Here is a 24794-nt window from a genome sequence, read left to right on the forward strand (position 1 = left end):
TGTAACTAAATATATTTTAATAAGTTAAAAAGATATGTAACACCACAGTAGGGGTATTCATATCTTTTTTTATGCAATAATAAATATTTTCAATGATTCATCTATTATAAGTAAATTAAGATTGGAATCAATAATCTATTATAAATACATTGAAAAACATTGACTAAATCTAAAATTATCTATATAATTACAAACAATAAGTATAAATATCTATAATTACATATAATTTATTGAGAGGTGATTGGTTTGAATCAAGATAAGGTATTTTGGAATGCTTCAATAGAGGAGATTAAAAAAGGTTATTATTTTAAAGGTGATAGTTATACGTGTCTTATCTGTGGAGAAGAATTTGTTAAAGGAATTATTTATAAAAAGGGTGATACATTTTATGAAGCAGAGAAGTATGCAAAGATTCATGTATTAGAAGAGCATGGTACTATTTTCGAATATTTACTAAATATGAATAAATCTTTTACTGGCATTTCAGATATTCAAAAGACTATGCTTTTAAGCTTTGGAGAAGGTTTAAAAGATAAAGAAATAGCTAAAGAAATGAGCCTGAGTCCTTCCACTATAAGAAATCACAGATTTAAATTAAAAGAAAAAGAAAAACAAGCCAAAATATTTCTTGCCATAATGGCATTGCTTGATGAAAGTAAGGGGAATAAAGAAGAGGAGGAAGAGGAGTTGGTTTCAATTCATAAGACTGCTACTATGGTAGATGAAAGATATAGTATAACAGAGAAAGAAAAAGAAAATACTATTAAAAATTACTTTGATCACAGCGGGAAGCTAAAAGATATGCCATCAAAAGAAAAGAAAAAGATAATTGTTCTAGGTTATATTACCAATAATTTTAATAAGGGGAAAACTTATACAGAGAAAGAGATAAACAGGATACTTGGAAGGATTTATGAGGATTACGCTATTCTTAGAAGATATTTAATAGAATATGGTTTTATGGATAGAACTAAAGATTGTCTTAGTTATTGGGTTAAAGAATAGCACAATTGTGAGTTATTTTAAGTAGAATAATAAGCACAGTACAGAATTTATTTCAGTAGATACAAATTTTCATTGGATTAAAATTATAAAGTATTTTATATGTTATAATTAAAAACAGATATAATTTTAAATGTAACAAATTTTAGGGAATTTTATTATGAAATCTACATAAGTTGTGAGGAGGATATATAATGAAAACTCTGACTGAAAGCTTTAAATTAAATAATGGAATTGAAATGCCTTATTTAGGATTTGGTACTTTTAAGGTTCCAGAAGGTGAAATAGTTATAGATGCAACTCTAGAAGCTTTAAAAGTAGGATACAGACATATCGATACTGCAGCTGTGTATAAGAATGAAGAGGGCATAGGTAAGGCTATTAAAGAAAGTGGAGTCTCAAGAGAGGACGTATTTCTAACTAGCAAGGTTTGGAATACAGATCAAGGATATGATAATGCCTTAAAGGCCTTTGAAACATCACTTAAAAGGCTTCAAACAGATTATTTAGATTTATACCTTATACACTGGCCTAAAGCATTAAATAAAGAAACATGGAAGGCGTTAGAAAGACTTTATGATGAAAAAATAGTAAGAGCTATAGGAGTAAGTAACTTTAAACTTCATCACTTAGAAGAAATTATGAGTGGGGCTAATATTTGTCCTATGGTGAATCAAGTAGAGTTTCACCCACAGTTTCCACAAACAGGAGTTTTAGAGTTTTGTAAGAAAAATAATATTCAATTAGAGGCCTGGAGTCCACTTATGCAAGGTAAGGTTTTTTCAATAGATTTAATGAAAGAGTTAGCTGAAAAATATAATAAAACCATATCTCAAATTGTTTTAAGGTGGGATATTCAAATGGGAGTTGTTACTATACCAAAATCCATAACTCCTGAAAGAATAAAGGAAAACACAGAGATATTTGATTTTGAACTTTCAGAAGAAGATATGAATAAAATAGCCACTTTAAATAAAGAAGAAAGAATAGGACCTGACCCGGACAATATTACTTTTTAACCAAATAATTTGCCATTCAAGAATATATCCTAATATAGTTGAGAATTCAGTTTTAAATTGAATTCTCAATTTTTATTTTCAACAAACTTTTAATAGTAGCATTAAAAATAAAATTATTTATATTAATGAAAAAAGTTACTCCCAAAAACAGGAGTAACTTTTTAAAAGTAGATAAATTTAAAATTAAATTTTAATATTTGAATATAAGCTTCCCTATGGTTACAGCATCAGGCTTTGATAATAACCAAGTATTAGTTACAGTATCATCAAAATAGTATAAAGCTCCATTACTTGGATCAGATCCGTATAAAGCCTCTTTAGCTGCTTTCTTTGCTTCAGCAGAAGCTGGCTTGTTTATCCAACCATTTAATGTAGGGGTAAATTGGTAATAACCACCGCTTTTTTCATATATAACATCATTTATTGAATTAGGGAAGCGAGAACTTTTTACTCTATTTAAAACTACTGCAGCTACAGCTACTTTTGCCTTATAAGGTTCAGATTCAGCTTCTGCAGTAACGAGTCTAGCTAATAAATCTAAATCTCCTTCGGAATAGTTTAATATAGGTTTTTGACTATTGTCAACAGGATTAGGTGTATAGGCATTTGACTTTGGAATTAATATTGTTTGTCCTGGATAAATTAAATTTGTATAGATATTATTGATTCTTCTTAATTCATCTAAAGATACTCCGTATTGTTTTGATATTTTAAATAGAGTATCACCAGATTTAACACTGTGCTCTGGAGCGTTTACATAAAGCTTTTGTCCTGGATATATCATAGTAGAAGAAAGCTTATTGTCACTGATTATAGTATTATAAGAAGTGTTAAAGGATTTACCTATCTTGTAAAGTGAATCACCACTTTTTACTGTATAGGTAGCAGCTTGTACATAACTTGAGGAAGATACTAATAGCAATAAAGATCCTATTAACATCTTTGATTTTAAAGATTTAAACCCCATTTTCATCCATCCTTTCATTACGGGCTGTTTACAGGTATTTTAACAAAGGCTTGTACTTAAATGCCATAGTAGATACATGGGATAACAGGAGGGATATGGAAAGTTATTGTTTTATATTAAAATAAAATAATAATTATAGATTAACAAAATTGAAGAATTGATGTATAATAAGTAGTATAAAATCACATTATAAAATTTTAATTATAATAGCATAAATACTATTGACAATAACACATAAAATGATATAATTTTTGTAATATAAATATTGTACATTTAAATGCAGTGAAGAGAAGAGTAAGTTGGAATTACATCTACAGAGAGAGGATCAAAAGCTGAGAGCATCCTTATATGAAGTCAACTGAAGACCAGCTCTGAGCAGGGTGCCGAAATAGTAGTAAGCATTTCCGTAAGGTCCGCGTTAAGGGCTTCAAGAGGATACAGTTTTTAATAAAATTGCTATCAAGTTGGGTGGAACCGCGTTTTACTCGTCCCATTTAGGGATGAGTTTTTATTTTTTGTAAATTAAACTTAATATAAGTTAAGAAGGAGGAATTAGTATGGTTAAAGTTACACTGAAAGATGGAAAAATTATAGAGGTAGAAAAAGGAACAAAAGTTAGTGATATTGCTATGAAATTAAGTCCAGCTCTTTATAAAAAAGCATTAGCAGCTAAAGTAAACGGAGAAAAGGCTGAGCTTATGACTGAAATAAATGATGATTGCACTTTAGAAATATTAAGCTTTGATGATGAGGGAGGAAAATGGGCATTAAGACATACAGCAGCTCACATTTTAGCTCAAGCAGTTAAAAGATTATACCCAGAGGTTAAGTTAGCAATAGGACCGGCCATAGATACAGGATTCTATTATGATTTTGAGGCTGACTTCTCTTTTACACCAGAAATATTAGAAAAAATAGAAAAAGAAATGCAAAAGATAGTAAAGGAAGATCTTCATTTAGAAAGATTTGAACTTCCAAGAGAAGAAGCTATTGAGTATGTAAGAAAAAATGGAGAAGACTATAAGGTAGAGTTAATACAGGATTTACCTGAGGATTCTGTTATATCTTTCTACAGACAAGGTGAGTTTGTAGATTTATGTAGAGGTCCCCATGTACCTTCCACAAAGAAAGTAAAGGCCGTTAAATTATTATCCTTAGCTGGAGCTTATTGGAGAGGCGACGAAAATAAGAAGATGCTTCAAAGAATATATGGAACAGCTTTCTCAAAACAAAGTGAGCTTGAAGAATATTTACACATGTTAGAAGAAGCTAAGAAAAGAGATCATAGAAAGCTAGGAAAAGAGCTTGGGTTATTTGCCATACATGATGAAGGTCCAGGATTCCCATTCTTTTATCCAAAGGGAATGGTTCTTAGAAATCTTCTAGAGGATTTCTGGAGAGAAGTTCACAGAAAAGCAGGTTATGATGAAATAAAAACTCCTATTATATTAAGTGAAGCTTTATGGCATCAATCAGGACACTGGGATCATTACAAAGAAAATATGTATTTTACACAAATAGATGGAGATGACTATGCAGTAAAACCAATGAATTGCCCAGGATCTATATTAGTGTTTAAAGATGGAATGCATTCTTATAGAGACCTTCCATTAAGATTAGGTGAACTAGGACTTGTTCATAGACATGAGCTTTCAGGGGCACTACATGGTCTTATGAGGGTTAGATGTTTTACTCAAGATGATGCACATATATTTATGACTAAAGATCAAATTACAGATGAAGTTTTAGCTGTAGTTAAATTAATAGATGACTTTTACAAGGTATTTGGATTTGAGTATTTTGTAGAACTTTCCACTAGACCAGAGGATTCTATGGGTAGTGATGAAGATTGGGAATCAGCAACAAATGGACTAAAGGGTGCTTTAGAAAAGGCTGGTCTTGAATATAAAATAAATGAAGGAGATGGAGCATTCTATGGACCTAAGATAGACTTCCATCTAAGAGATTGTTTAGGAAGAACTTGGCAATGTGGAACGATTCAATTAGATTTCCAAATGCCTGAAAGATTTGATCTTTCATATATAGGACCAGATGGAGAAAAGCATAGGCCAGTTATGATTCATAGAGTTGTTTTTGGAAGTATTGAAAGATTTATAGGAATATTAATAGAACATTTTGCAGGAGCTTTCCCAACTTGGTTAGCACCAATACAAGTTAAGGTATTACCTATATCTGAAAAATTCCATGATTATGCAGAAGAAGTGGCTAAAAAACTTAAAGAAAAAGATATCAGGGTTGAAGCAGACTATAGGGCAGAAAAGATTGGATATAAGATTCGTGAAGCTCGTATGGAAAGAGTACCTTACCTATTAATAGTAGGGGAAAAAGAAGCTGAGAATAATCAGGTTTCTGTTAGAAGCAGAAAGAATGGAGACGAAGGAGCTTTAGCTTTAGATAGCGTAATAGAAAGAATAGAAAAAGAAATAAAAACTAGAGAAAACTATTTAGTTCAAGCATAATAAAAAAGCGACCATAAGGTCGCTTTTTTAAATTAATATTGGTAAGTTGTTACATTTTCATATATGGATACATTTAACGCTTTATCCTCTAAGACTTTTTTATAGGAACACAAAAATTCATTTAATTCACTATCTTTTAAATCTACAGTTTTACAGCTTTTAATTATTACATTTTCATTTTCTAATATAATATCAATTTCATTAGAGTTGTTATGGATAGAGTAGGTGCTCATTAACTTTGAAGATAGTTTATCTTTATATTTTTCTCCGAAACTTAAGGCTTTTCTCATGTTTTCATAATTCTTTTCAGGATTCATTTTAGGCATATTTATACCAAGATTTTCCATCTGTGCTTCTAAATCATTTGGATCTAGGCCATATCGTTTCATCATTTCCTTTTGAATATTAAAGAACTTTTCATAGGATATATCATTTTGCTCCATGTACTCACCAATTCTAATAGAAAAGTCAGCCATGGATATTTCTCCTTGAGCTAAGGAATAGTATAGACTATATATATATTGTTCAAACTTATCTATATCCTTTTCTCTAGCTTTATTTTTAAGTTCGTTAAAATCTACAATTCTATCATCTTTATCACTCATTTAAACCACTCCTTATCATTGTATATTCTAATGTGCTTAAATATATTATAATATTATAAAGGAGAGATTGCTATGGGTATAGTTTTATATAAAGATGGTAAAATAGAAAAAAATAAAACTTATAAAGATGTAAATAATGAAGATGCAGTATTATATCTTACAGATAGTTATGAAGATATATTTACTAAAAGAAATTCTAATATTAACTTTAGTAGAGATGTAGAAATAAAGGATAGGAATAAGATAGTTATTAACATGCCTTATGTAGATGAATTAAATAAAAGAAGAGTTGAAGCTGTATTAGAAGAGGGGTTATTGTCCCTATACTTTAAAGAAAAAGGATTTATTGAGTTTATAGAGGAAAAGATAAGCAGGAATAGAGAACTTGATTATAAAACTGTATTTTTATCTTTATTTCAATTTCTTATGTTAAAGTATGATGAAAAATTAATAAAGCTAGAAGATAATGTAGAGTTTAGATTTGAAGATGCCGTAGCTAAGGATAGTATACAACTTGAATCTTTATTAAAAGATAAAAAGAAAATATATATGATAAAAAGATGTACTAATTATTATAAATCTATATTAATTTATCTTGAAGATGAATTTGAAAATATTAAGCTCTATGATAAGTTGTTTTTTTCTTTTGAAGATACTCTCAATCTAGCAGAAAGTGTTGAGTCAGCTATATATTCATGTATAGATATTTATAATTCAATATACTCTAATAGAATGAATAAAACTATGGAACTTTTAACTTTTATTACAGTAATGTTGCTTCCAGCTAGTATACTTTCAGGAGTATTTGGTATGAATTTTAAATTTATGCCTTTATTAGAGCATCCACAAGGGTTTTATATAATCTTAGCAATTATGATGTTTGCAGTAGTGGTTGGAGTTTTTTACCTTAGAAAAAATAAGAAGTATTAGAAAAATAAAAGCTATTTTAATATAAAAAGGTAGACTATATAAGAAAATAAATCTTTATAATCTACCTTTTATTTAAGTTAATATCTATTTAAGGCTAATATTACTTTTCTTCAGCTGCATTTTGACCAGCTATTCTTCCGAAAGTAACTATATCTGTTATAGCATTACCGCCAAGTCTATTTGTTCCGTGAATTACACCGGTAACTTCTCCTGCAGCGTATAATCCTTTAATTACATTTCCATCTTTGTCCATAACTCTAGCATCTTTATCTATTACAATACCTCCCATAGTATGGTGAACAGATGGAACTGCCTTTTGAATGTAGTAAGGTCCTTTTTCTAAAGAAATTAATTTACCTCTATGATTAAAATCTAAATCTTTTCCGTTCTTTGCAAATTCATTAACTTTTTCTACTGTAGCTTTTAAGCTATCTATAGGAATATTAAAGAAGTTTGCTGCCTCTTCTAAAGTGTCAGCTTTATGAATTAATTTTTGTTCAACTAATTCCTCATATTCGGATTTATGGGAATCCATGTTGTTTGTTATGTCTGCTATTTCTTGATTCCAAAGTTGGTAAGTATATGCGCCAGTTTGCTTTAATATAGCCTTTGATATTACGTCACGTCTTTCAAGCTCTTCTACGAATCTATTTCCTTCTTGGTTTATTAATATAGCACCATCAAATCTTGTGTCTGCAAGTAATGAAATAACTCCTGTTACAGGGTTAGCTATAGGGTATGTTTGGATATATTCCATATTCATAGTATTAGCGTTTAACTTTTCTGCCATTACTATTCCATCACCAGTTGTTCCATGAGTATCTGTAGTTAAATATTTTTCATCCATTTCCGGGTTATATTTCTTTCTCATTTCTACGTTGGATCCGAATCCACCACTAGCTATTATTACTCCCTTTTTAGCCTTAAATGTAAGAGCTTGTCCAGCTGCATTGCTTGCTTTAACTCCAACAACACGACCATTTTCAAGCAATAACTCTTCAGCTTTTGTTTCTACTTTAACAGGGATTTTTAATTCATCAGCTTTAGCTTGGAATTTAGAGATCATTTCTGCTCCAGTATGACCTTCTGGAATTAATGCTCTCTTAACTGAGTGTCCACCAAATTGAAATAATTGATTATCTAAAAATTTAACATTAACATAATCTCTTAACCATTCAGCAGCAGGTAAAGCATTGTCAGCAAGCACTCTGATCATTTCAGGTACACCTTTACCATCTCCACCTTTTACTGTATCGTTGTAGTATAAGTCAGCACTATCGTTAGTTAGTCCTAAATTCTTTTGAACCCAGTTAGCTGGTACGTTCATTTCTCCACCAGAGATTAATGTATTACCACCTACTGTAGGCATTTTTTCTAATATAACAACTTTTGAGCCAGCTTTGCTTGCTTCTAATGCAGCACTGAAGCCAGCACCACCGCCACCAATTACAACTACATCATATTCTTGAGTAGTTTCTTTTTCTTCTAAAGGTTTAACGGCTATCTTGTTTTCGGATAATTTTAAGCCTGCTTTTTTTAGAGCGTCTTGAACAGCTTCTATGTATCCCTTACTTGTAGCAGTTGAACCACTAACTATGTCTACATTAGCATTATTTTCTTTTACTATAAGATTTTTAATTTTTTCATAAACAGGTTCACTTAGTACTTTGTTTTCAGTGTTTTCTAAAAGTTTTATGTCTGTTATTTTATCTTTTTCTACGGTAACTTCTACCTTTATAGCACCGTGTTTTCCTTTGCCTTCTCCTACATAAGTTTTTGAACTAGGAGCACAGCCTGTAGCCATTAATGCAAATAACATAATCATCGCTACAAATAATGACAAATGTTTTTTAAAAGCTTTCATGTATTTACCTCCTGAGTGAAATAAAATTTAAACCTTTACTAGTTTAGCATAAATTTTAATGCCCTTCAATAAAATATAGAAATTTAGTTAAAAAAATATCATAATTAGACTCATTAGGATAATTTTTTAACAAAAGCGCTATTTAATTGGTGTTTATTTTTAAAATGTTTAATATATTATATAGAAAATAAAAAAAACTCACATAATGATAAAGATTTTGTAGAAAAATGTGAAAATTATAAATTTTCATTACCTTCATATGAAGGAATGTTAGAGAAAAAGTTATTCTATTTAAATAAAACCTATACATTAAAAGCAAAATAGAGTTTAGCATCTAAAGCAAAGGGTGCTTTTAGATGCTAGACTCTATTTTATTAAGTGAAACCTTTTATTAAGATATGTCTTTTAAAATTTTACAGTTCAGTTCTGAATTTACTAAACCTTAATTAGTTTTTATTCTTCTAAGGCAAAAGCAACATATTCCTTAACTACCTTTTTAAAACCATGTTTTTTCAAAACTGAAGCAGTTAAAGCAAACAATTCATAACTTGAGGTTTTGTTATTACGAATTCTATTTACTTCATTACAAATTTCTTTAATTATACACTTTATATCACCTTGGTTTAAGGGTGATTTAGCATCTGAGGCAGCATTCAATATACTAGTTTTTAACTTTTCTTCATTAAATTCTTCTAAATTTCCGCTTCTTTTTATTACTTTCATTATGATACCTCCTTTCTATAATTATACATCTTTTTTCAGAATATTGCAAAATGTGATAAGGAGAAACTAGCACTTATAAGCTTCTAAAAAAAGATAAATTAAGGATATATTTAAAAATGCTAGCTGATATCATTTTTATTAAGTTCTTCTTTGTATTATAATAAAAAGGAGTAAGAAAAGTTTGATAATTATATATTAGTTTGAAATCTTTAATTACTAATTAATTAGTTTCATGAACAATTATTTACTATGTAGGGGGCGTTAAAGTGAATGTTAATATGGATTACTTATTAAAAGTAATGAAGAAGTACATGGAAATACCAAGTCCAGGAGGATATACTAAAAAAGCTATAGAAGAAGCTGAAAAAGATTTTAAAGCTTTAGGTTTAGAGACTTCTATAACTAAAAAAGGTGCACTTATTGCAACTTTAAAAGGTAAAAATACTGAAGAGCAGGTTATGATATCAGCTCACATTGATACACTTGGAGCTATGGTAAAAGAAATTCAAAAGGATGGAAGGATCAAGTATAAAAAAATTGGTGGGGGATGCTTTAGTGCTATTGAAGCTGAGAATTGCTATGTTGTAAATAGAAAAGGAGAGAAGTTTAGGGGATCTGTAATACCTAAAATGGCTTCCACTCACATATATGGGCAGGAACTTGCAAATTCTCAAAGAAATGAAAATAATATTTTAATAAGATTAGATGAAAAGGTTGGAAGTAAGGAAGATGTGCTAGCTCTTGGAATTAATGTAGGGGATTTTGTATATATGGATACAAGAACCGAAATTACAGAAAGTGGATTTGTAAAATCTAGGTATTTGGATGATAAAGTAGCTGTAGCCATGCTTTTTGAAATAGCTAGATATTTCAAAGATAACAACATAATGCCTGAATATACTACGCATTTATACATAAGTAATTATGAAGAAATGGGACATGGTGTTGCAGTAAATAGTATACCTAAAAATGTAGGAGAAATGATAGCTATTGACATAGCACCTGTAGGAGAGGGACAAGAGTCTTCTGAATATGCTGTCACTATTGCTGCTAAGGATAGAAAAACTGTTTATGATTATGAATTAAGAAGTAAACTTGTGAATATAGCTGAAGAAAATGGCATAGACTATAGAGTTGATGTATTTAATAGTTATAGTTCTGACGCTACACAACTTATACAGCAAGGTGCAGACTTTAAGTTCGCTTGTGTAGGACCTGGGGTAGATGCTACTCATCACTATGAAAGAACACATAGTCTAGCTATAGAAAATAATGTGAAACTTTTGATAAATTATCTACAAAATATATAGGATATTATTTAGGTATGTTGTAAGTTGAAAAAAGTTGTATATATTTAAACATTCGAAAAATTCTTAATTAATAGCGAAATGTATTGAAATTTCCTATAGCAAACTCTATAATAAGCTTAAAGAAAGAATTCATATATTATCCAGATGAGAATGACGAGAGATATCTTTAAAGATAGCCGAAGAAGAAATATAGGGGTATGCCAAGGCCTTTATAGAAGCTTTCAGGCAAAAGGATCGTTGTTTGATGGAACTCTGGAAAGCTTATAAAAGCACCGTAGGAGCAATGTAAATACAAGATTATATTCATTTGTAGATACAGAAATCTCGCAGGTAATATTACAGGGTATAATGGCACAAGTATATACTTGCGTCCATTATACCCTTTTAGATTGCTTAAGCAATTTGCTGATAGTAGATTAAGCAGATACCAAAGGCCTATGGATTGACGGTAGTAGCTTACTCTTTGAGTACTCATCTGAAGTTATGAAGATGAGTTTCCTAAGCAGAGAACCAAGATCTATGATCTTGTGTGAATCGCTTACTCATCTGAAGTTATGAAGATGAGTTTCCTAAGCAGAGAACCAAGATCTATGATCTTGTGTGAATCGCTTACTCATCTGAAGTTATGAAGATGAGTTTCCTAATTAAAAGAAAAGCAATCTATGACTTTGTTCATTTAAATTTGTTACTCAAATTTATTGATAATAAAATTAAAGGAATAGGAGGGTTAATTTTGGAGAATTTAAGAAAAACACCCCTTATAGACTTGTATGGAAATTATGGGGGAAAGGTAGTGGATTATGCTGGGTGGGCTTTACCAGTAGAGTTTGAGGGTCTAATCCCAGAACATGAAGCTGTTAGAAATCAAGCAGGATTATTTGATGTTTCTCATATGGGAGAGATATCTGTAAAAGGAAAAGACGCTTTAAAATTTTTACAACATATTATGACAAATGACATAAGTATTCTAGAAAAGAACCAGGTTGTATATACTCTAATGTGTTATGAAAATGGTGGAGTTGTAGATGACTTAATATTATACAAGTTTGATGAGGAAGATTACTTTTTGGTAGTAAATGCAAGTAATGTAGATAAAGATTTTCAATGGATCCTTGACAATAAAGAAGGTTTTAATATTGAAATCGAAAACCTTTCACCAAAGTACTATCAATTAGCACTTCAAGGACCAAAGGCAGAAGAAATATTACAAAGAATGACAGATACAAATCTATCACAGATTAAATTTTTCTATTTTGAAAGAAATGCAAAGATTAAAGGAATAGATTGTTTAGTATCAAGAACTGGATATACTGGTGAGGATGGATTTGAAATATACACTACAAATCATGAAGGAATTAAGATTTTATGGGATGAGATACTAAAAGAAGGAAAAGAAGATGGTGTAAAACCCATAGGGCTTGGGGCTAGGGATACCTTAAGGTTTGAGGCTAATCTTCCCTTATATGGAAATGAAATATCTCAAGATATAACGCCTCTAGAAGGGGGACTAGGATTCTTTGTTAAATTAAATAAAGAAGAATTCATAGGAAAAGAAGTTTTGGTAAAACAAAAGTCAGAAGGATTAAAGAGAAAAGTTGTTGGCTTTGAGATGATAGATAGGGGTATAGCTAGACATGGATATACCGTATTAAATGAAGGAGGAGAAGAAATAGGTGTAGTTACTACAGGTTATTATTCACCTACCTTAAAGAAAAATATAGGACTAGCTTTAATAAAATCAGAAAACTCAGAAATTGGCAAAGACATCTTTATACAAGTAAGAAATAGAAAGTTAAAAGCAAATATTATAAATAAAAGATTTTATACTAAAAAAACAAAGAGTAAATAGGAGGTATTAATTATGAATATCATTAAAGAACTATTATACACAAAGGACCATGATTGGGTAAAAGTTGAAGGGGATAAGGCTTATATAGGTATTACAGATTATGCTCAACATGCTTTAGGATCAATAGTTTTTGTGGAATTGCCAGAAGAAGATAGTGAATTTGAAAAGGAAGAAGTATTTGGAGTTATCGAATCAGTAAAGGCTGCTTCAGATTCCCTTATACCTATTAGTGGAAAAGTAGTAAAAATAAATGAAGAAGTAGTAGATGATCCTGGTATTTTAAATGAAGCTCCTTATGACAATTGGTTGTTATGCGTAGAGATTTCAAACAAAAGCGAATTAGATGAATTGATGAATGCCGCAGATTATGAGGAGTTATGTAATAAGGAGGGGTAAACTATGTATCCTTATATAGCAAATACAAATCAAGACAAAGAAGAGATGCTTAAAGCAATTGGTGTGAACACTTTGCAGGAACTTTTTAATGATGTTCCTGAAAACGTTTTATTGAGTAGAGAGCTTAAAATAGCAAAATCAGCTTCTGAAATGGAAGTATCAAAAAAAGTTAAAGATTTAGCACTAAAAAATAAAAGTATAGATGATTATATCTGCTTTTTAGGGGCAGGTTCCTATGATCACTATATTCCATCTGTAATAAAGCATTTAGTATCACGATCAGAGTTTTATACTGCATATACTCCATATCAACCGGAGATAAGTCAAGGTACATTACAAGGGGTATTCGAATTCCAAAGTATGATCTGTGAGCTTACAGGGCTAGATGTATCTAATGTTTCAATGTATGATGGGCCTACAGCGGCTGCAGAGGCAGCTATATTGGTATCTCAATCTACTAGAAGAAAAAAAGTACTAGTGTCTAAAACGGTAAATCCTGAAACAAGAAAGGTACTAGACACATACTTAAAGTTTAGGAATGTAGAGTATGTTGAAATAGAAGAAAAAGATGGAACTACCGATGTAGAAAATCTTAAGAGCATTTTAGATAAGGACACTGCAGGGGTTTTAATACAAAGTCCTAATTTCTTTGGTGTAATAGAAGATGTTAGTGAAGTTGAGAAGATGGTTCATGACAATAAATCTTTATTTATAATGAGTGTAGATCCAATTTCCTTGGGGATTTTAAAAAGTCCTGGAGAACTAGGTGCTGATATAGCTGTAGGAGAAGGTCAAGCCTTAGGTGGAAATATGAATTTTGGAGGACCTTGTGTAGGATTTATGACTACAACTACAAAGCTTATGAGAAAAATGCCAGGAAGAATAGTAGGACAGACTACAGATGTAGATGATAAAAGAGGTTTTGTTCTAACTCTGCAAGCAAGAGAGCAGCATATAAGACGTGAAAAAGCAACTTCAAATATATGCTCAGACCAAACCTTAAATGCTATAGCTGCAGCTATATATTTAGCTACACTTGGAAAAGCAGGAATTAAAGAAGTGGCGGAGCAATGTATTAAAAAATCACATTATGCTTATAACAAGCTAATGGAAACAGGAAAAGTAAAACCATTATTTAAAGATAAGCCTTTCTTTAAGGAATTTGCAGTGGTTTTAGATAAAGATGTGGATAAGGCTAATGAAGAACTTCTAGATAAAGGCATACTAGGTGGATATAATTTATCAAAGCCATATGATAAATATGAAAATGCTATGCTTTTATGTGTTACAGAAAATAGAAGAAAAAGTGAAATAGATAAGTTAGCTAAGGTAATGGAGGTGATATAGATGAGAAATTATAATAAATTAATATTTGAGCTTTCTAAAGAAGGAAGAAAAGCCTACTCACTTCCAGAGTTAGATGTACCTAATATGGAGCTTAAAGAACTTTTGCCATGTGAGCTTTTAAGGGAAAACTCAGCAGAGTTACCTGAGGTTAGCCAAGTTGATATTGTAAGACACTATACAGCTCTTTCTAATAAAAACTATAGTGTAGATAAAGGTTTTTATCCTTTGGGATCTTGCACTATGAAGTATAACCCTAAAATTAATGAGGATATGGCAGCATTAGAAGGATTTTTAAGAATTCATCCTTACCAAAAAGAAGATCAAGTACAAGGCGCTTTAGAGCTTATGTATAATCTATCAGAGGATTTATGTGAGATAACAGGATTAGATGCCTTTACATTACAACCTGCTGCAGGAGCTCACGGAGAACTTACTGGATTGATGATAATTAAAGCTTATCATCAGCATAGAGGTGATGCAAAGAGAACTAAAATAATAGTTCCAGATTCAGCTCATGGAACTAATCCAGCTAGTGCTACAGTAGTAGGATTTGATATAGTAGAAATTAAGTCGAATGAAGATGGAACTGTAAATATTGACTCTTTAAAGGCTGCTTTAAATGATGAAATAGCTGGTCTTATGCTTACAAATCCTAATACTTTAGGATTGTTTGAAAAAGACATAAGGCAAATAGCAGATCTTGTGCATGAAGCTGGAGGATTATTGTACTATGATGGTGCTAATTTGAATGCGGTAATGGGGATCACAAGACCTGGGGATATGGGATTTGACGTTTGTCATTTAAATCTCCATAAAACTTTCTCTACACCTCATGGTGGGGGAGGCCCAGGATCAGGACCAGTTGGAGTTATAAAAGATCTTGAAAAATTCTTACCAGTGCCAGCAATTAAAAAATGTGAGAATAGATTTACTTTAGATTATGATAGGCCAGATTCCTTAGGGAAAATAAAGAATTTCTATGGAAACTTTGGTGTACTAGTAAGAGCATATACCTATATATTAACTATGGGTAGTGATGGGCTAAAAGAAGCTACAGAGGTAGCTGTATTAAATGCTAATTATATTAAAGAAAAATTAAGAGATTACTATAAATTAGCTATAGATAAGGTTTGCAAGCATGAAGTAGTATTTGCAGGAATAAAAAATAAATCCACAGGGGTATCTACTCTTGAAATTGCAAAGAGACTTATAGATTATGGATTCCATCCACCAACAGTTTATTTCCCTCTTATAGTAGATAGCGCTCTTATGATAGAGCCTACTGAAACTGAAAGTAAGGAAACTATAGATGAATTTATTGAAGTTATGATTAAGATAGCTAAAGAAGCAGAAGAAAATCCTGAGATTTTCAAAACAGCTCCTCATAACACACCAATAAGAAGGTTGGATGAGGTAAAAGCTGCAAGAACTCCAATAGTAAAATGGAGGAAAGACCATCAGGAGGTATAGAATGGATAAAGATTTAATTATAATAGGAGGAGGTCCAGGGGGATATGTGGCTGCCATAAGAGCAGCCCAACTTGGACTTAATGTTTCCGTAATAGAAAAGGATAAGCTAGGGGGGACTTGCCTTAATAGAGGATGTATACCTACAAAAGCTCTTTATAGAAATGCGGAAATACTTAATATATTAGAAAATATAGATGAGTATGGTATAACTGTGGGGGATTATAGTATCAATGTTAATAAGGTTCAAGAGAGAAAAAATAAAATTGTAGAAACTCTCGTTTCAGGAGTAGAACAACTCTTAAAGGCTAATAAGGTAGAAGTTATATCTGGGGAGGCAACTTTAAAAGATAAAAACACTGTTACTGTAAGTACAAATCAGGGTATACAAGATATAACTACAAAAAATATCATAATAGCCACAGGCTCTGTTCCATATATGCCACCTATAAAAGGCATTGAAGAAGATGGAGTTATTACAAGTGATGAACTTCTAGAATTTGATGAAATTCCAGAAGAGTTAGTAGTTCTAGGTGGTGGGGTAGTAGGATTAGAATTTGCTGGAATATTTAATTCTATGAAAACTAAAGTAAAGGTTATAAAAGCTTCTAAGACTATGTTTCCAGATGTAGATAGTGATATTACCAAAAGATATTCTGCTTACTTAAAGAAACAAGGAATAGAAGTACAGTCTTCTGTAGATGTGAAGTCTATTGAAAGACAAGGGAAAAAGCTTGTAATAAACGCTGAAGGCAAAAAAGGAGAAATGGCCATAACTGCGGATAAAATTTTGGTTTCTAAAGGAAGACGTGCAAACGTAAAAGGACTCAATATAGAAGCCTTAGGTATAGTTATGGATAAAAAGGGCATTAAAGTAGATGAGAATTTAAAAACTAATGTAGAAGGTATCTATGCTATTGGGGATGTAAATGGAATATCGCTTTTAGCCCATGCCGCATCCCACCAAGGAGTATATGCAGTAGAGCACATAGCAGGGGTTATAAAAGATTCTTATAAAGCTATAATACCTAGCTGTATATTTGTATTCCCTGAAATAGCTTCTGTAGGAATTACTGAAGATGAAGCTAAAGAAAAGGGATTAGAGTATAACACAAGTAAGTTTATGTTTGGTGCTAATGGAAAAGCATTAGCTCTTGGTGAAGGGGACGGATTTATAAAAGTAGTTTCACTTAAAGAGGATAATACCATAATAGGGGTTCATATTATGGGACCACATGCTCCAGACCTTATACATGAAGGTGCTCTAGCTATAAACAATAAACTTAACATAGAACAAATTAAGGTGACAGTTCATGCTCATCCAACTTTAAGCGAGGCATTTTATGAAGCAGTTTTAGGATTAAATAAGGAAGCTATTCATATAGCACCAACTAGAAGGTAACCATAGGGACGGATTAAAACAATAGGGGACAGTTCATTAAATATGAAAGTTACAAAGGAGAAACCACATGAGATATATAGATAATTTAAATACAAATCCTTATTTCAATCTGGCTACTGAAGAGTATTTATTAAAGCATACTCATGAGGAATATTTTATGCTCTGGAGAAACGAATCCTGTATAGTGGTGGGGAAAAATCAAAACACACTCTCAGAGATAAATGAAGATTATGTAGGAAAGCATAATATAAAGGTTGTTAGACGCCTTACAGGTGGTGGAGCTGTATTCCACGATTTGGGAAATATTAATTTTACCTTTATTGTAAATGATGGAGGTAGTTTTAATGACTTTTATAAGTTTGTAGAGCCTATAATTGAGGTTTTAGCTACTTTGGGAGTGAAGGCTGAGTTCTCTGGAAGAAATGATCTTTTAATAGAAGGTAAAAAGTTCTCAGGAAATGCTCAATGCAAACATAAGGATAGAGTAATGCATCATGGAACATTACTATTTTCCTCAAGCATGACAGATTTAAGTGCAGCCCTTATTGCTAAACCTATTAAGTTTTCCGATAAAAGTGTTAAATCTATAAGTAGTAGGGTAACAAATATAAGTGAACATTTAGGGGACAGTTCTATAGATGTTTTAAGGTTCAAAGAATTGGTATTTGAACATTTAGCATTGAAAAAAGGAGCTATTATTGAAGAACTTAATGAACAAGAAACAGAATATATATCTAAATTAAAAGAGGATAAATATAGTACCTGGGATTGGAATTTTGGGAAATCACCTAAATACAATTTCAAACAAGAGAAAAAATTCCAAGGGGGCACTGTAGAAAGTAATATTGAAGTGCACGAGGGAATTATAAAGGAAATTAAAATATTTGGAGATTTCTTTGGTAAAGAAGATATAAAATTTTTAGAGAATAAATTGATAGGAATAAAGCACGAGAGAAGTGCGATTTTAAAAGCTCTAGAGGATATGGATATATCAAGGTATATGTCTAATATATCAAAAGAAAATCTGTTAGAGGTACTATTTTAAATCTTATTTTAAATTTATAGGGATTTTTGAGAGAGTTTATATTTACTAAAATTAAGCTAAAAGATTTGGATTCTTAATTATATACAAAAAGAAATTATATTCTTTGTATGTAATTAGGATTCAAATCTTTTAATTTTTAAGTTACAAATAATTAAGAACATATTTTACAAGGAAAAATATGTAATAAGATTTTTAGCAACATTAGACTGTTTTTTATAAAAGGATTATATTAAAATTAAATTAGAATATAAAATGAAAATAGATAAATAGCATCAAATTATATTTTAATTTATTGAAATTAAGGATGATAACACATGATTGACAATAGTATTTTAAAGGATAAAGCTAAAAGTTTGCCAGAGAATCCAGGTGTGTACTTAATGAAGGACTCTCTTCAAAATATAATTTATGTAGGAAAGGCTAAGAATTTAAAAAATAGAGTACGTAGTTATTTTTATAATCTTTCTCAAAGAAGTTCTAAAATTGAAAAATTACTGTTAAATATAAGAGATTTTGAATTTTATGTAACAGATACTGAGCTGGACGCTTTGCTTTTAGAATGTAAGCTTATAAGAGATTTAAAGCCACCATATAACACATTACTTAAGAATCCTAATGTATATTCCTATATAAAGATAGATTATTCTAGAGAATTTCCTACCCTAGAAGCTACTTTAGAAAAAGAGGATAAAAATTCTATTTACTTCGGACCTTATAATAGTTTTAATGCTACTACAAATTTAATAAATATTATTAAGGATATCTATCCTATAATAAGGTGTGAAAAATCTTATTTAAATAAAAGGATTTGTTTAAATTATGCTATAAACCCATGTAAATCTATATGTGATAAATGCTTAAGTCCTGAGGAATATAAGACAAATATAGAGGAAGTACAATCTATATTAAAAGGAGACACTGGACCAATATTGATGAAGTTAAATAAGAGTATGGGGAAGGCGGCAGAGGACTTAAACTTTGAAGAGGCTTCTAAAATTAGAGATAATATAAAACTTATTTATCATATAAAAAGCATAAATGAAGTTATAGAAGAATCGCTTAAAAATAAATTATTAATAGCTGTTCAAGATATAGATGATAGTACTTCTAAAGTTTTTATTATAAAAGGTAACAAACTTATATTTGATAAAAAGATAGATAAAGAATCTATAAATGAAGGGAAACTCAGAAAATATGCTTTAGAACAGATAGAAAAAAAAGATGTTTTGAAAGAGGAGTTAAAAGAGATATGTAAAGAAGATTTAGATGAGCAACATATAATATATTCATATATTAAAAATAAGAAAAATAATATGCACTATATAGAAATTTGTTTAGATGAGGGTAAGGAGTAAGTCAAATAGACTTACTCTGTTATATATTTTACATAAGCTTAATTATATTTTCTATAGAATCTAAATGAACTCTTTCATAAAGAGGAGTTCAGCTACATCAGGTTCAGTGCAGGTTAAACTAAATAAAGTGTCCTAATATATATGAGACATTAAAGTACTTATAGATTAGGAAGGGATTTTACAAAGCGTAAAAATTCATCATAATCTCCTTTATAGTCTGTTATAATTTCATCATCAGTTCTATGGAGTATATGGTCTTTAATAAGAAAGGTCTTTATACCTATACTTTTTGCAACAAGATCTTCTTGTACATCATTCCCTACCATCATGCATTCTTCAGGGTTTTTTCCTATATGATCCAAAACTTCCTTGTAATATTTTAGCTGAGGCTTACAATAATTATTTTTTTCAAAGGATGATATATAAGAAAAGTCTTTTGGTTCGAAGCCTGCCCATCTTATTCTATGGTTAATAGCTTTTATTGGGAATAGAGGGTTTGTTGCAATGACTAGGTTATAGCCTTTTTCTTTTAATATTTTTACACTATCTTTCATGGATTTCACATCTTCCACAGAGTCTTTTAGTTTAAAAAATGCAGTGTCATAGAATTTGTCAAATCTATCCATAAACATATTTAAAGTTACGTTAGTTATGTTTTTATGATTAATTATTTTATTAAATTCTCTTATAAATATCTCTTGATTTGTTATTTGCTCTGTGTTTTCAATCATGGATTTAGTACATGTCCATAATATTTCTCTAAAAGCATTTAAAGGAAGCATATCGCTAAAGTAATCCCCAACCTCTTTTACATAAACTTTTTCAAAAACCTCCATGTTTATAGGCAATAATGTTCCGTCTAAGTCGAATAATATGGTATTAAGCAATAAAAGTCACACCCTTCTATAAAAATATATCCTTAATATGATTATAGTTCTTCAGAATATACAAATAATTCTATCACAAAATGCAGAGGTTTTCCAAGGTGAATGAAAAGGACAGAGGAGGGATTAGAGGGGATGTATAACTATAGAATAAGGTATTTAGAAGTATTTTAAAGTAGAGTGAGGAAAAATATCAAAAAAAGAAGTTAGGATGATTGCTATAATAAGATAAAATCTTTTAAGCTATCATCCTAACTCCAATGATTTTCTGGTGGATTATTATCAGTCAATACTGAAGCCCCTTTCTTGAAGTCCATTTTTATTATTCTCTCTTCTGCCTAATAATTTATTGGTTAAATCTATAATTAACCCTTTGCAAAGAGGAATAAATAATGGAAAAAAGTATATTTATTTAAATTAAATATTTTGGTGGTCTCACCCTTTCTATATTTAATAATCTAGAAGTAGGCTACCCTTATAAATTCTTGCATCACCTCCTGAATTATTATTAAGAGGTTTTAAGATAATTTGTTTGTTAAGTTAATTATATGGTGTTCAGAATATTGTGTCAATAGTTTTTTAAAAAAATTTTTAATATTGTATTAAGTATATAATCTATTTAATAGATTATATTTTAAGAGGGACAGTTCATAACATTTAAGAGAGGGGACAGTTCATGAAAATACAACTTTAACTACATAAAAGTAAAAAGCAGATAGAATTAATCTAACTGCTTTTTATACATTTTTTACTCTTCCATTCTTATATTTTCTACTATATTTTCATTCTTTATCTTTTTAAGTGGCAATAGGGAAGCTATAAGGGATATTAATATAGAACCTAAAGAGGCTATAATAATTGAGTTCCAAGGTATTTCCTTAGAAACTTCAATTAAAGCACCACTTAAGCTAAAAAGAACAAAGCTTAGTATAGTTCCGATAATGCTACCAAAGATGGAGGCTAATATGCCATGAAGGGTACCTTCTAAAAGTACTAGTTTTATAACTTGACTTTGACTCATTCCAATGGCTTTTAAGGTAGCAAATTCTCTTTTTCTTAAAAGCAAGTTAGTACTTATGGTATTTATTATATTTACTGCACTTATTAATGTAATTACTGTAATAAAACCATATACAAAGACTTTAAGCTGGAAGGTTGATTGATTTTCTTCTTCAACTTGTTTTTGAAAGTCATCAAACATTACATCCTCTCTAACGGATTTTTGTTGGAAGAAGTCTCTAACGCTCTCTCTAGTATTTTTATCATCTGATAATTTTAGTAGCATTGTTTTGAATTTTAAGTTACCTATTACATTTTCATAAGTTCTATTGGACATTATTATAGTTAGTCCATAAGAATCATCATAACTATCCAAGGGGTCTGAATTTAATATTCCTACTATTTTTAAGGAGTAAGTGTTATCTTTAGCAATGGAGTCTTTTACTGAATTAAGAAAGTCTTCTGCCATTCTTGATTCAGTGTAATCAACCTTAGGTAATTTTAATTCATCTCCTACCTTATAGTTATAGAAGTCTTTTACAACCCATTTATTATCCACTCTTACTTTATTTTTATTTACTATGATTATATCGAAATCATCTAGAGAATTTGTATCTAAATTTCCTTGTGTTAAATTTGATTTTAATAATTTAAAAGCATTTTCATCATAGGTTTTTATAGTTCCGTGAGTAAAAACAGAATCTTTATATACATCTTCTAAATTATACCTATCTAAAAAATATGGATCTATTCTATTTTTTTCAACTGCAATTCTTGTGTTAGTAAAGGTAGTTTTGTATACCTGCTCCACGCCGTTTAGGTCCTTTATTTCTGTATATTGATTATCAGTGAAACCATCCTTTGAGTTTGTAAGGTAAAAGGAATCATAATAAGGGGAAGATTCCCTTGAATTAGAGGCTTTAGCTAAGTTTGCCAAGCTATTAAATGTAATAAACATTACGATACTTACTACAAGAGAGAATACAGTTATTATAAATCTTTTTTTATTTCTTCTTATATTTTTATGAGCTAAAACACCTTCTACATTAAATAGTAACTTTATTAACCTATTGTTACTTTTAGATTTTTTAAATCTTTCTTTTTTTATATTTTTATTATTTCTTACAGCTTCTAAAGGAGTAATGTTTCCAGCCATTAAAGCAGGGAATAGTGCTGAAAGAAATACTGTTAAAAATCCTAATATTAAGCTTAATAAAAATACTTCAGGTTTAAGTGATATATTAAAGTTCTTTATAGATAAAAAGTTAACTCCACCTAAGAGGGTTATTACTATTTTTATAGCTAGTACACCTGATAAAAAGCCTATGGGAATAGATATAATACTTATTATAAGAGCTTCTCTTAATACAATGGTTCTTATTTGTCTAGGGGTGGCTCCTATAGACCTTAATACACCAAATTGAGATATTCTCTCTAATACAGAAATATTAAAAGAGTTATATATTAATGCCACAGTGCATACTATTATTAAAACAATAATAAAGGTTATTACTTTAAATAAACTATCATTTTTTAAAGCATTAGCATTTTGTCCATATAAATTTAATAGGGGATCATTAAAATCTATAGAAGGATTTAAGTCTTTATTATCTTCTTTGAAACTTATGCCAAAGCTTGAAGCTACACTTGTTGCTATACCTCTTTTATTTTTATCACTTATTATTTTCATATAGGATGAATAATTATTTTCATTATCCTTTAAATTGTCTAATAATGTTATAGAATCGTACATAAAATGGCTTGTAGAAAAAAACTTTGGTTTTATTATTCCAACTAGGGTATATTCCTTTTCATATTTTTCTTCAAAAATTTCTGTATCCGAAAAACCATTGGCAGGTAAAACTTCCTCATTATCTTTTGAATCTTTTCGTATGCCGAAGGGAAAGTTTATCTTATCTCCTAGCTTTAGATTGGGGTCTAAGTATCTAAGGGCTCCTTTTTCTATGATTATTTCATTTGAGTTTTCGGGCAGTCTGCCCTCTAAAAGATTAATTGTAAAAGTATCTTTTAAAGATTTATCATCATAAGCCTTTAAATAGGTATACTTAAATTTAGGAGTAGATTCCTTCATTTCCTCCTTGGGAGTATCGTGTATTTTTCCAAAACCTATATATTGAACTATGGATATATCCTTAAATTCAGTATGATTTTTCAAGGTATCTATTTGATTTTTAGAAATATTTTTAAAACGTACTTCATAATCTCCCTTATCCTGCTTGACATCTTGAATTCTAGCATCTCTATAACTATAAAAAATAGTTCCAGTACCGGAAATTAGTGCAATAGACATTATTATTCCTAGTATAGTGAGAAGGGTTCTCTTTTTTTGCACTTTCATATATTTAGTGGTGATGGATTTATATGTTTTCATGACTTCACCACCTCATCCTTGGTTATGTTACCATCTTCTATATTTATTATTCGATCTGCTTGTCTAGCTATATTTATATCATGAGTTATTAAAATAAGAGTCTGATTATATTTCTTTACAGAAAACTTTAATAGTTCGACTATCTCCTTACTGTTTTTACTATCTAAATTTCCAGTAGGCTCATCAGCTAGCACTATTGAGGGTTTATAAGCTAACGCCCTACCTATGGAAACTCTTTGCTGTTGACCACCAGAAAGCTCCGAAGGCAAATGATCTTTTCTATTTTTTAAATCTAAGATAGTAAAAATTTCGTCTATATATTCTTTATCCTCTTTTTTGTTATCCAAGAGCAAAGGCATTAGTATATTCTCTTCAGCAGTTAATACAGGAATTAAATTATAAAATTGAAATATAAAACCAATTTTTCTTCTTCTAAATATAGAGAGTTCTTTTTCCTTTAAAGAATAAATATCTACGTCATCTATTATAACTTTACCAGAAGATGGGTTATCAACACCCCCTAAGAGATGTAATAGGGTGCTTTTACCAGAACCAGAGGCTCCTGTTATTGCAATAAATTCACCTTGTTTTATGCTTAAATTTATGTTTTTTAGCGCATCTACCTTAGTATCACCTTTTCCGTAGCTCTTACATAAATCTACAGTTTTTAATATTTCCATATAAGTTTCCTCCAATTTTATATTTTATAGGATTGCAACTGATATTCTAATTTTCCAAATTATTAAGTTGTAATGAAA

At 30.2% G+C, this 24794-nt stretch carries 19 protein-coding genes, 1 riboswitch and 1 other annotated feature; of the genes, 12 read left to right on the forward strand and 7 right to left on the reverse strand.

Annotated elements, in window-relative coordinates:
- Window positions 1-246: 246 nt before the first annotated feature.
- Together KQI89_RS09230 and KQI89_RS09235 are read left to right on the forward strand one after the other, a co-directional pair.
- The gene (locus KQI89_RS09230; protein ID WP_246583046.1) at window positions 247-1005 is read left to right on the forward strand and encodes a DUF2087 domain-containing protein; all 759 of its coding nucleotides are present in this window, start codon (window positions 247-249) and stop codon (window positions 1003-1005) included.
- Window positions 1006-1196: 191 nt separating this feature from the next.
- Window positions 1197-2021, forward strand: coding sequence for an aldo/keto reductase (locus tag KQI89_RS09235; RefSeq protein WP_216456860.1), 825 nt, complete (start codon window positions 1197-1199; stop codon window positions 2019-2021).
- A 190-nt stretch (window positions 2022-2211) separates the two neighbouring features.
- Here KQI89_RS09235 and KQI89_RS09240 read toward each other — a convergent pair whose 3' ends face one another.
- Window positions 2212-2988: a LysM peptidoglycan-binding domain-containing protein gene (locus tag KQI89_RS09240; protein ID WP_032120573.1), complete on the reverse strand. Its 777-nt coding sequence runs from the start codon at window positions 2986-2988 to the stop codon at window positions 2212-2214.
- Window positions 2989-3261: 273 nt separating this feature from the next.
- Window positions 3262-3484 (forward strand) — a binding site (T-box leader).
- 61 nt (window positions 3485-3545) lie between these two features.
- Here KQI89_RS09240 and thrS point away from each other — a divergent pair.
- Window positions 3546-5468 carry a threonine--tRNA ligase gene (thrS, locus tag KQI89_RS09245; protein WP_216456861.1) on the forward strand — a complete coding sequence of 641 codons (1923 nt, stop codon included), beginning with the start codon at window positions 3546-3548 and terminating at the stop codon, window positions 5466-5468.
- A gap of 32 nt (window positions 5469-5500) precedes the next feature.
- On the opposite strand, the gene KQI89_RS09250 is transcribed toward thrS, so the two are convergent.
- Window positions 5501-6073 carry a DUF3867 domain-containing protein gene (locus KQI89_RS09250; protein ID WP_216456862.1) on the reverse strand — a complete coding sequence of 191 codons (573 nt, stop codon included), beginning with the start codon at window positions 6071-6073 and terminating at the stop codon, window positions 5501-5503.
- A gap of 72 nt (window positions 6074-6145) precedes the next feature.
- Between KQI89_RS09250 and KQI89_RS09255 the strand changes: the two genes are divergently transcribed.
- Window positions 6146-7003 carry a magnesium transporter CorA family protein gene (locus KQI89_RS09255; protein ID WP_216456863.1) on the forward strand — a complete coding sequence of 286 codons (858 nt, stop codon included), beginning with the start codon at window positions 6146-6148 and terminating at the stop codon, window positions 7001-7003.
- A 100-nt stretch (window positions 7004-7103) separates the two neighbouring features.
- On the opposite strand, the gene KQI89_RS09260 is transcribed toward KQI89_RS09255, so the two are convergent.
- The gene (locus KQI89_RS09260) at window positions 7104-8867 is read right to left on the reverse strand and encodes a flavocytochrome c (protein ID WP_216456864.1); all 1764 of its coding nucleotides are present in this window, start codon (window positions 8865-8867) and stop codon (window positions 7104-7106) included.
- Window positions 8868-9320: 453 nt separating this feature from the next.
- On the reverse strand, window positions 9321-9590 hold the full coding sequence (locus KQI89_RS09265) for an ATP cone domain-containing protein (RefSeq protein ID WP_032120578.1): 270 nt from the start codon (window positions 9588-9590) through the stop codon (window positions 9321-9323).
- A 266-nt stretch (window positions 9591-9856) separates the two neighbouring features.
- On the opposite strand from KQI89_RS09265, the gene KQI89_RS09270 reads away from it, so the two are divergent.
- The 8 genes from KQI89_RS09270 to KQI89_RS09305 all read left to right on the forward strand — a co-directional run bounded on the left by KQI89_RS09270 (window position 9857) and on the right by KQI89_RS09305 (window position 19761).
- On the forward strand, window positions 9857-10900 hold the full coding sequence (locus tag KQI89_RS09270) for a M42 family metallopeptidase (RefSeq protein WP_216456865.1): 1044 nt from the start codon (window positions 9857-9859) through the stop codon (window positions 10898-10900).
- Between the two features lie 144 nt (window positions 10901-11044).
- A riboswitch (glycine riboswitch) is annotated at window positions 11045-11147 on the forward strand.
- A gap of 486 nt (window positions 11148-11633) precedes the next feature.
- Window positions 11634-12749, forward strand: a complete 1116-nt coding sequence (gene gcvT / locus KQI89_RS09275; protein WP_216456866.1) for a glycine cleavage system aminomethyltransferase GcvT — start codon at window positions 11634-11636, stop codon at window positions 12747-12749.
- Between the two features lie 12 nt (window positions 12750-12761).
- Complete coding sequence (gene gcvH / locus KQI89_RS09280) at window positions 12762-13145, forward strand: glycine cleavage system protein GcvH (protein WP_032120581.1); 384 nt, start codon at window positions 12762-12764, stop codon at window positions 13143-13145.
- Between the two features lie 3 nt (window positions 13146-13148).
- A complete protein-coding gene (gene gcvPA, locus KQI89_RS09285; protein WP_216456867.1) occupies window positions 13149-14492 on the forward strand; it encodes an aminomethyl-transferring glycine dehydrogenase subunit GcvPA in 1344 nt (447 codons plus the stop codon).
- Window positions 14493-15962 carry an aminomethyl-transferring glycine dehydrogenase subunit GcvPB gene (gcvPB, locus tag KQI89_RS09290; protein WP_216456868.1) on the forward strand — a complete coding sequence of 490 codons (1470 nt, stop codon included), beginning with the start codon at window positions 14493-14495 and terminating at the stop codon, window positions 15960-15962.
- Between the two features lies 1 nt (window position 15963).
- Entirely contained in the window at window positions 15964-17361 is a 1398-nt protein-coding gene (lpdA, locus tag KQI89_RS09295) for a dihydrolipoyl dehydrogenase (RefSeq protein ID WP_216456869.1), read from the forward strand.
- 67 nt (window positions 17362-17428) lie between these two features.
- Window positions 17429-18406 (forward strand): lipoate--protein ligase, encoded by a 978-nt coding sequence (lplA, locus tag KQI89_RS09300; protein ID WP_216456870.1) that lies wholly within the window; start codon window positions 17429-17431, stop codon window positions 18404-18406.
- Window positions 18407-18720: 314 nt separating this feature from the next.
- Window positions 18721-19761, forward strand: coding sequence for a GIY-YIG nuclease family protein (locus tag KQI89_RS09305; protein ID WP_216456871.1), 1041 nt, complete (start codon window positions 18721-18723; stop codon window positions 19759-19761).
- A gap of 158 nt (window positions 19762-19919) precedes the next feature.
- On the opposite strand, the gene KQI89_RS09310 is transcribed toward KQI89_RS09305, so the two are convergent.
- The 3 genes from KQI89_RS09310 to KQI89_RS09320 all read right to left on the reverse strand — a co-directional run bounded on the left by KQI89_RS09310 (window position 19920) and on the right by KQI89_RS09320 (window position 24716).
- Window positions 19920-20648 (reverse strand): HAD family hydrolase, encoded by a 729-nt coding sequence (locus KQI89_RS09310; RefSeq protein ID WP_216456872.1) that lies wholly within the window; start codon window positions 20646-20648, stop codon window positions 19920-19922.
- A gap of 745 nt (window positions 20649-21393) precedes the next feature.
- Entirely contained in the window at window positions 21394-24036 is a 2643-nt protein-coding gene (locus tag KQI89_RS09315) for an ABC transporter permease (protein WP_216456873.1), read from the reverse strand.
- On the reverse strand, window positions 24033-24716 hold the full coding sequence (locus tag KQI89_RS09320; RefSeq protein ID WP_216456874.1) for an ABC transporter ATP-binding protein: 684 nt from the start codon (window positions 24714-24716) through the stop codon (window positions 24033-24035). The genes KQI89_RS09315 and KQI89_RS09320 overlap by 4 nt, the downstream gene beginning before the upstream one ends.
- Window positions 24717-24794: the final 78 nt, after the last annotated feature.

This window comes from Clostridium simiarum (genome assembly GCF_018919175.1).
Taxonomy (GTDB): Bacteria; Bacillota; Clostridia; order Clostridiales; family Clostridiaceae; genus Clostridium_L; species Clostridium_L simiarum.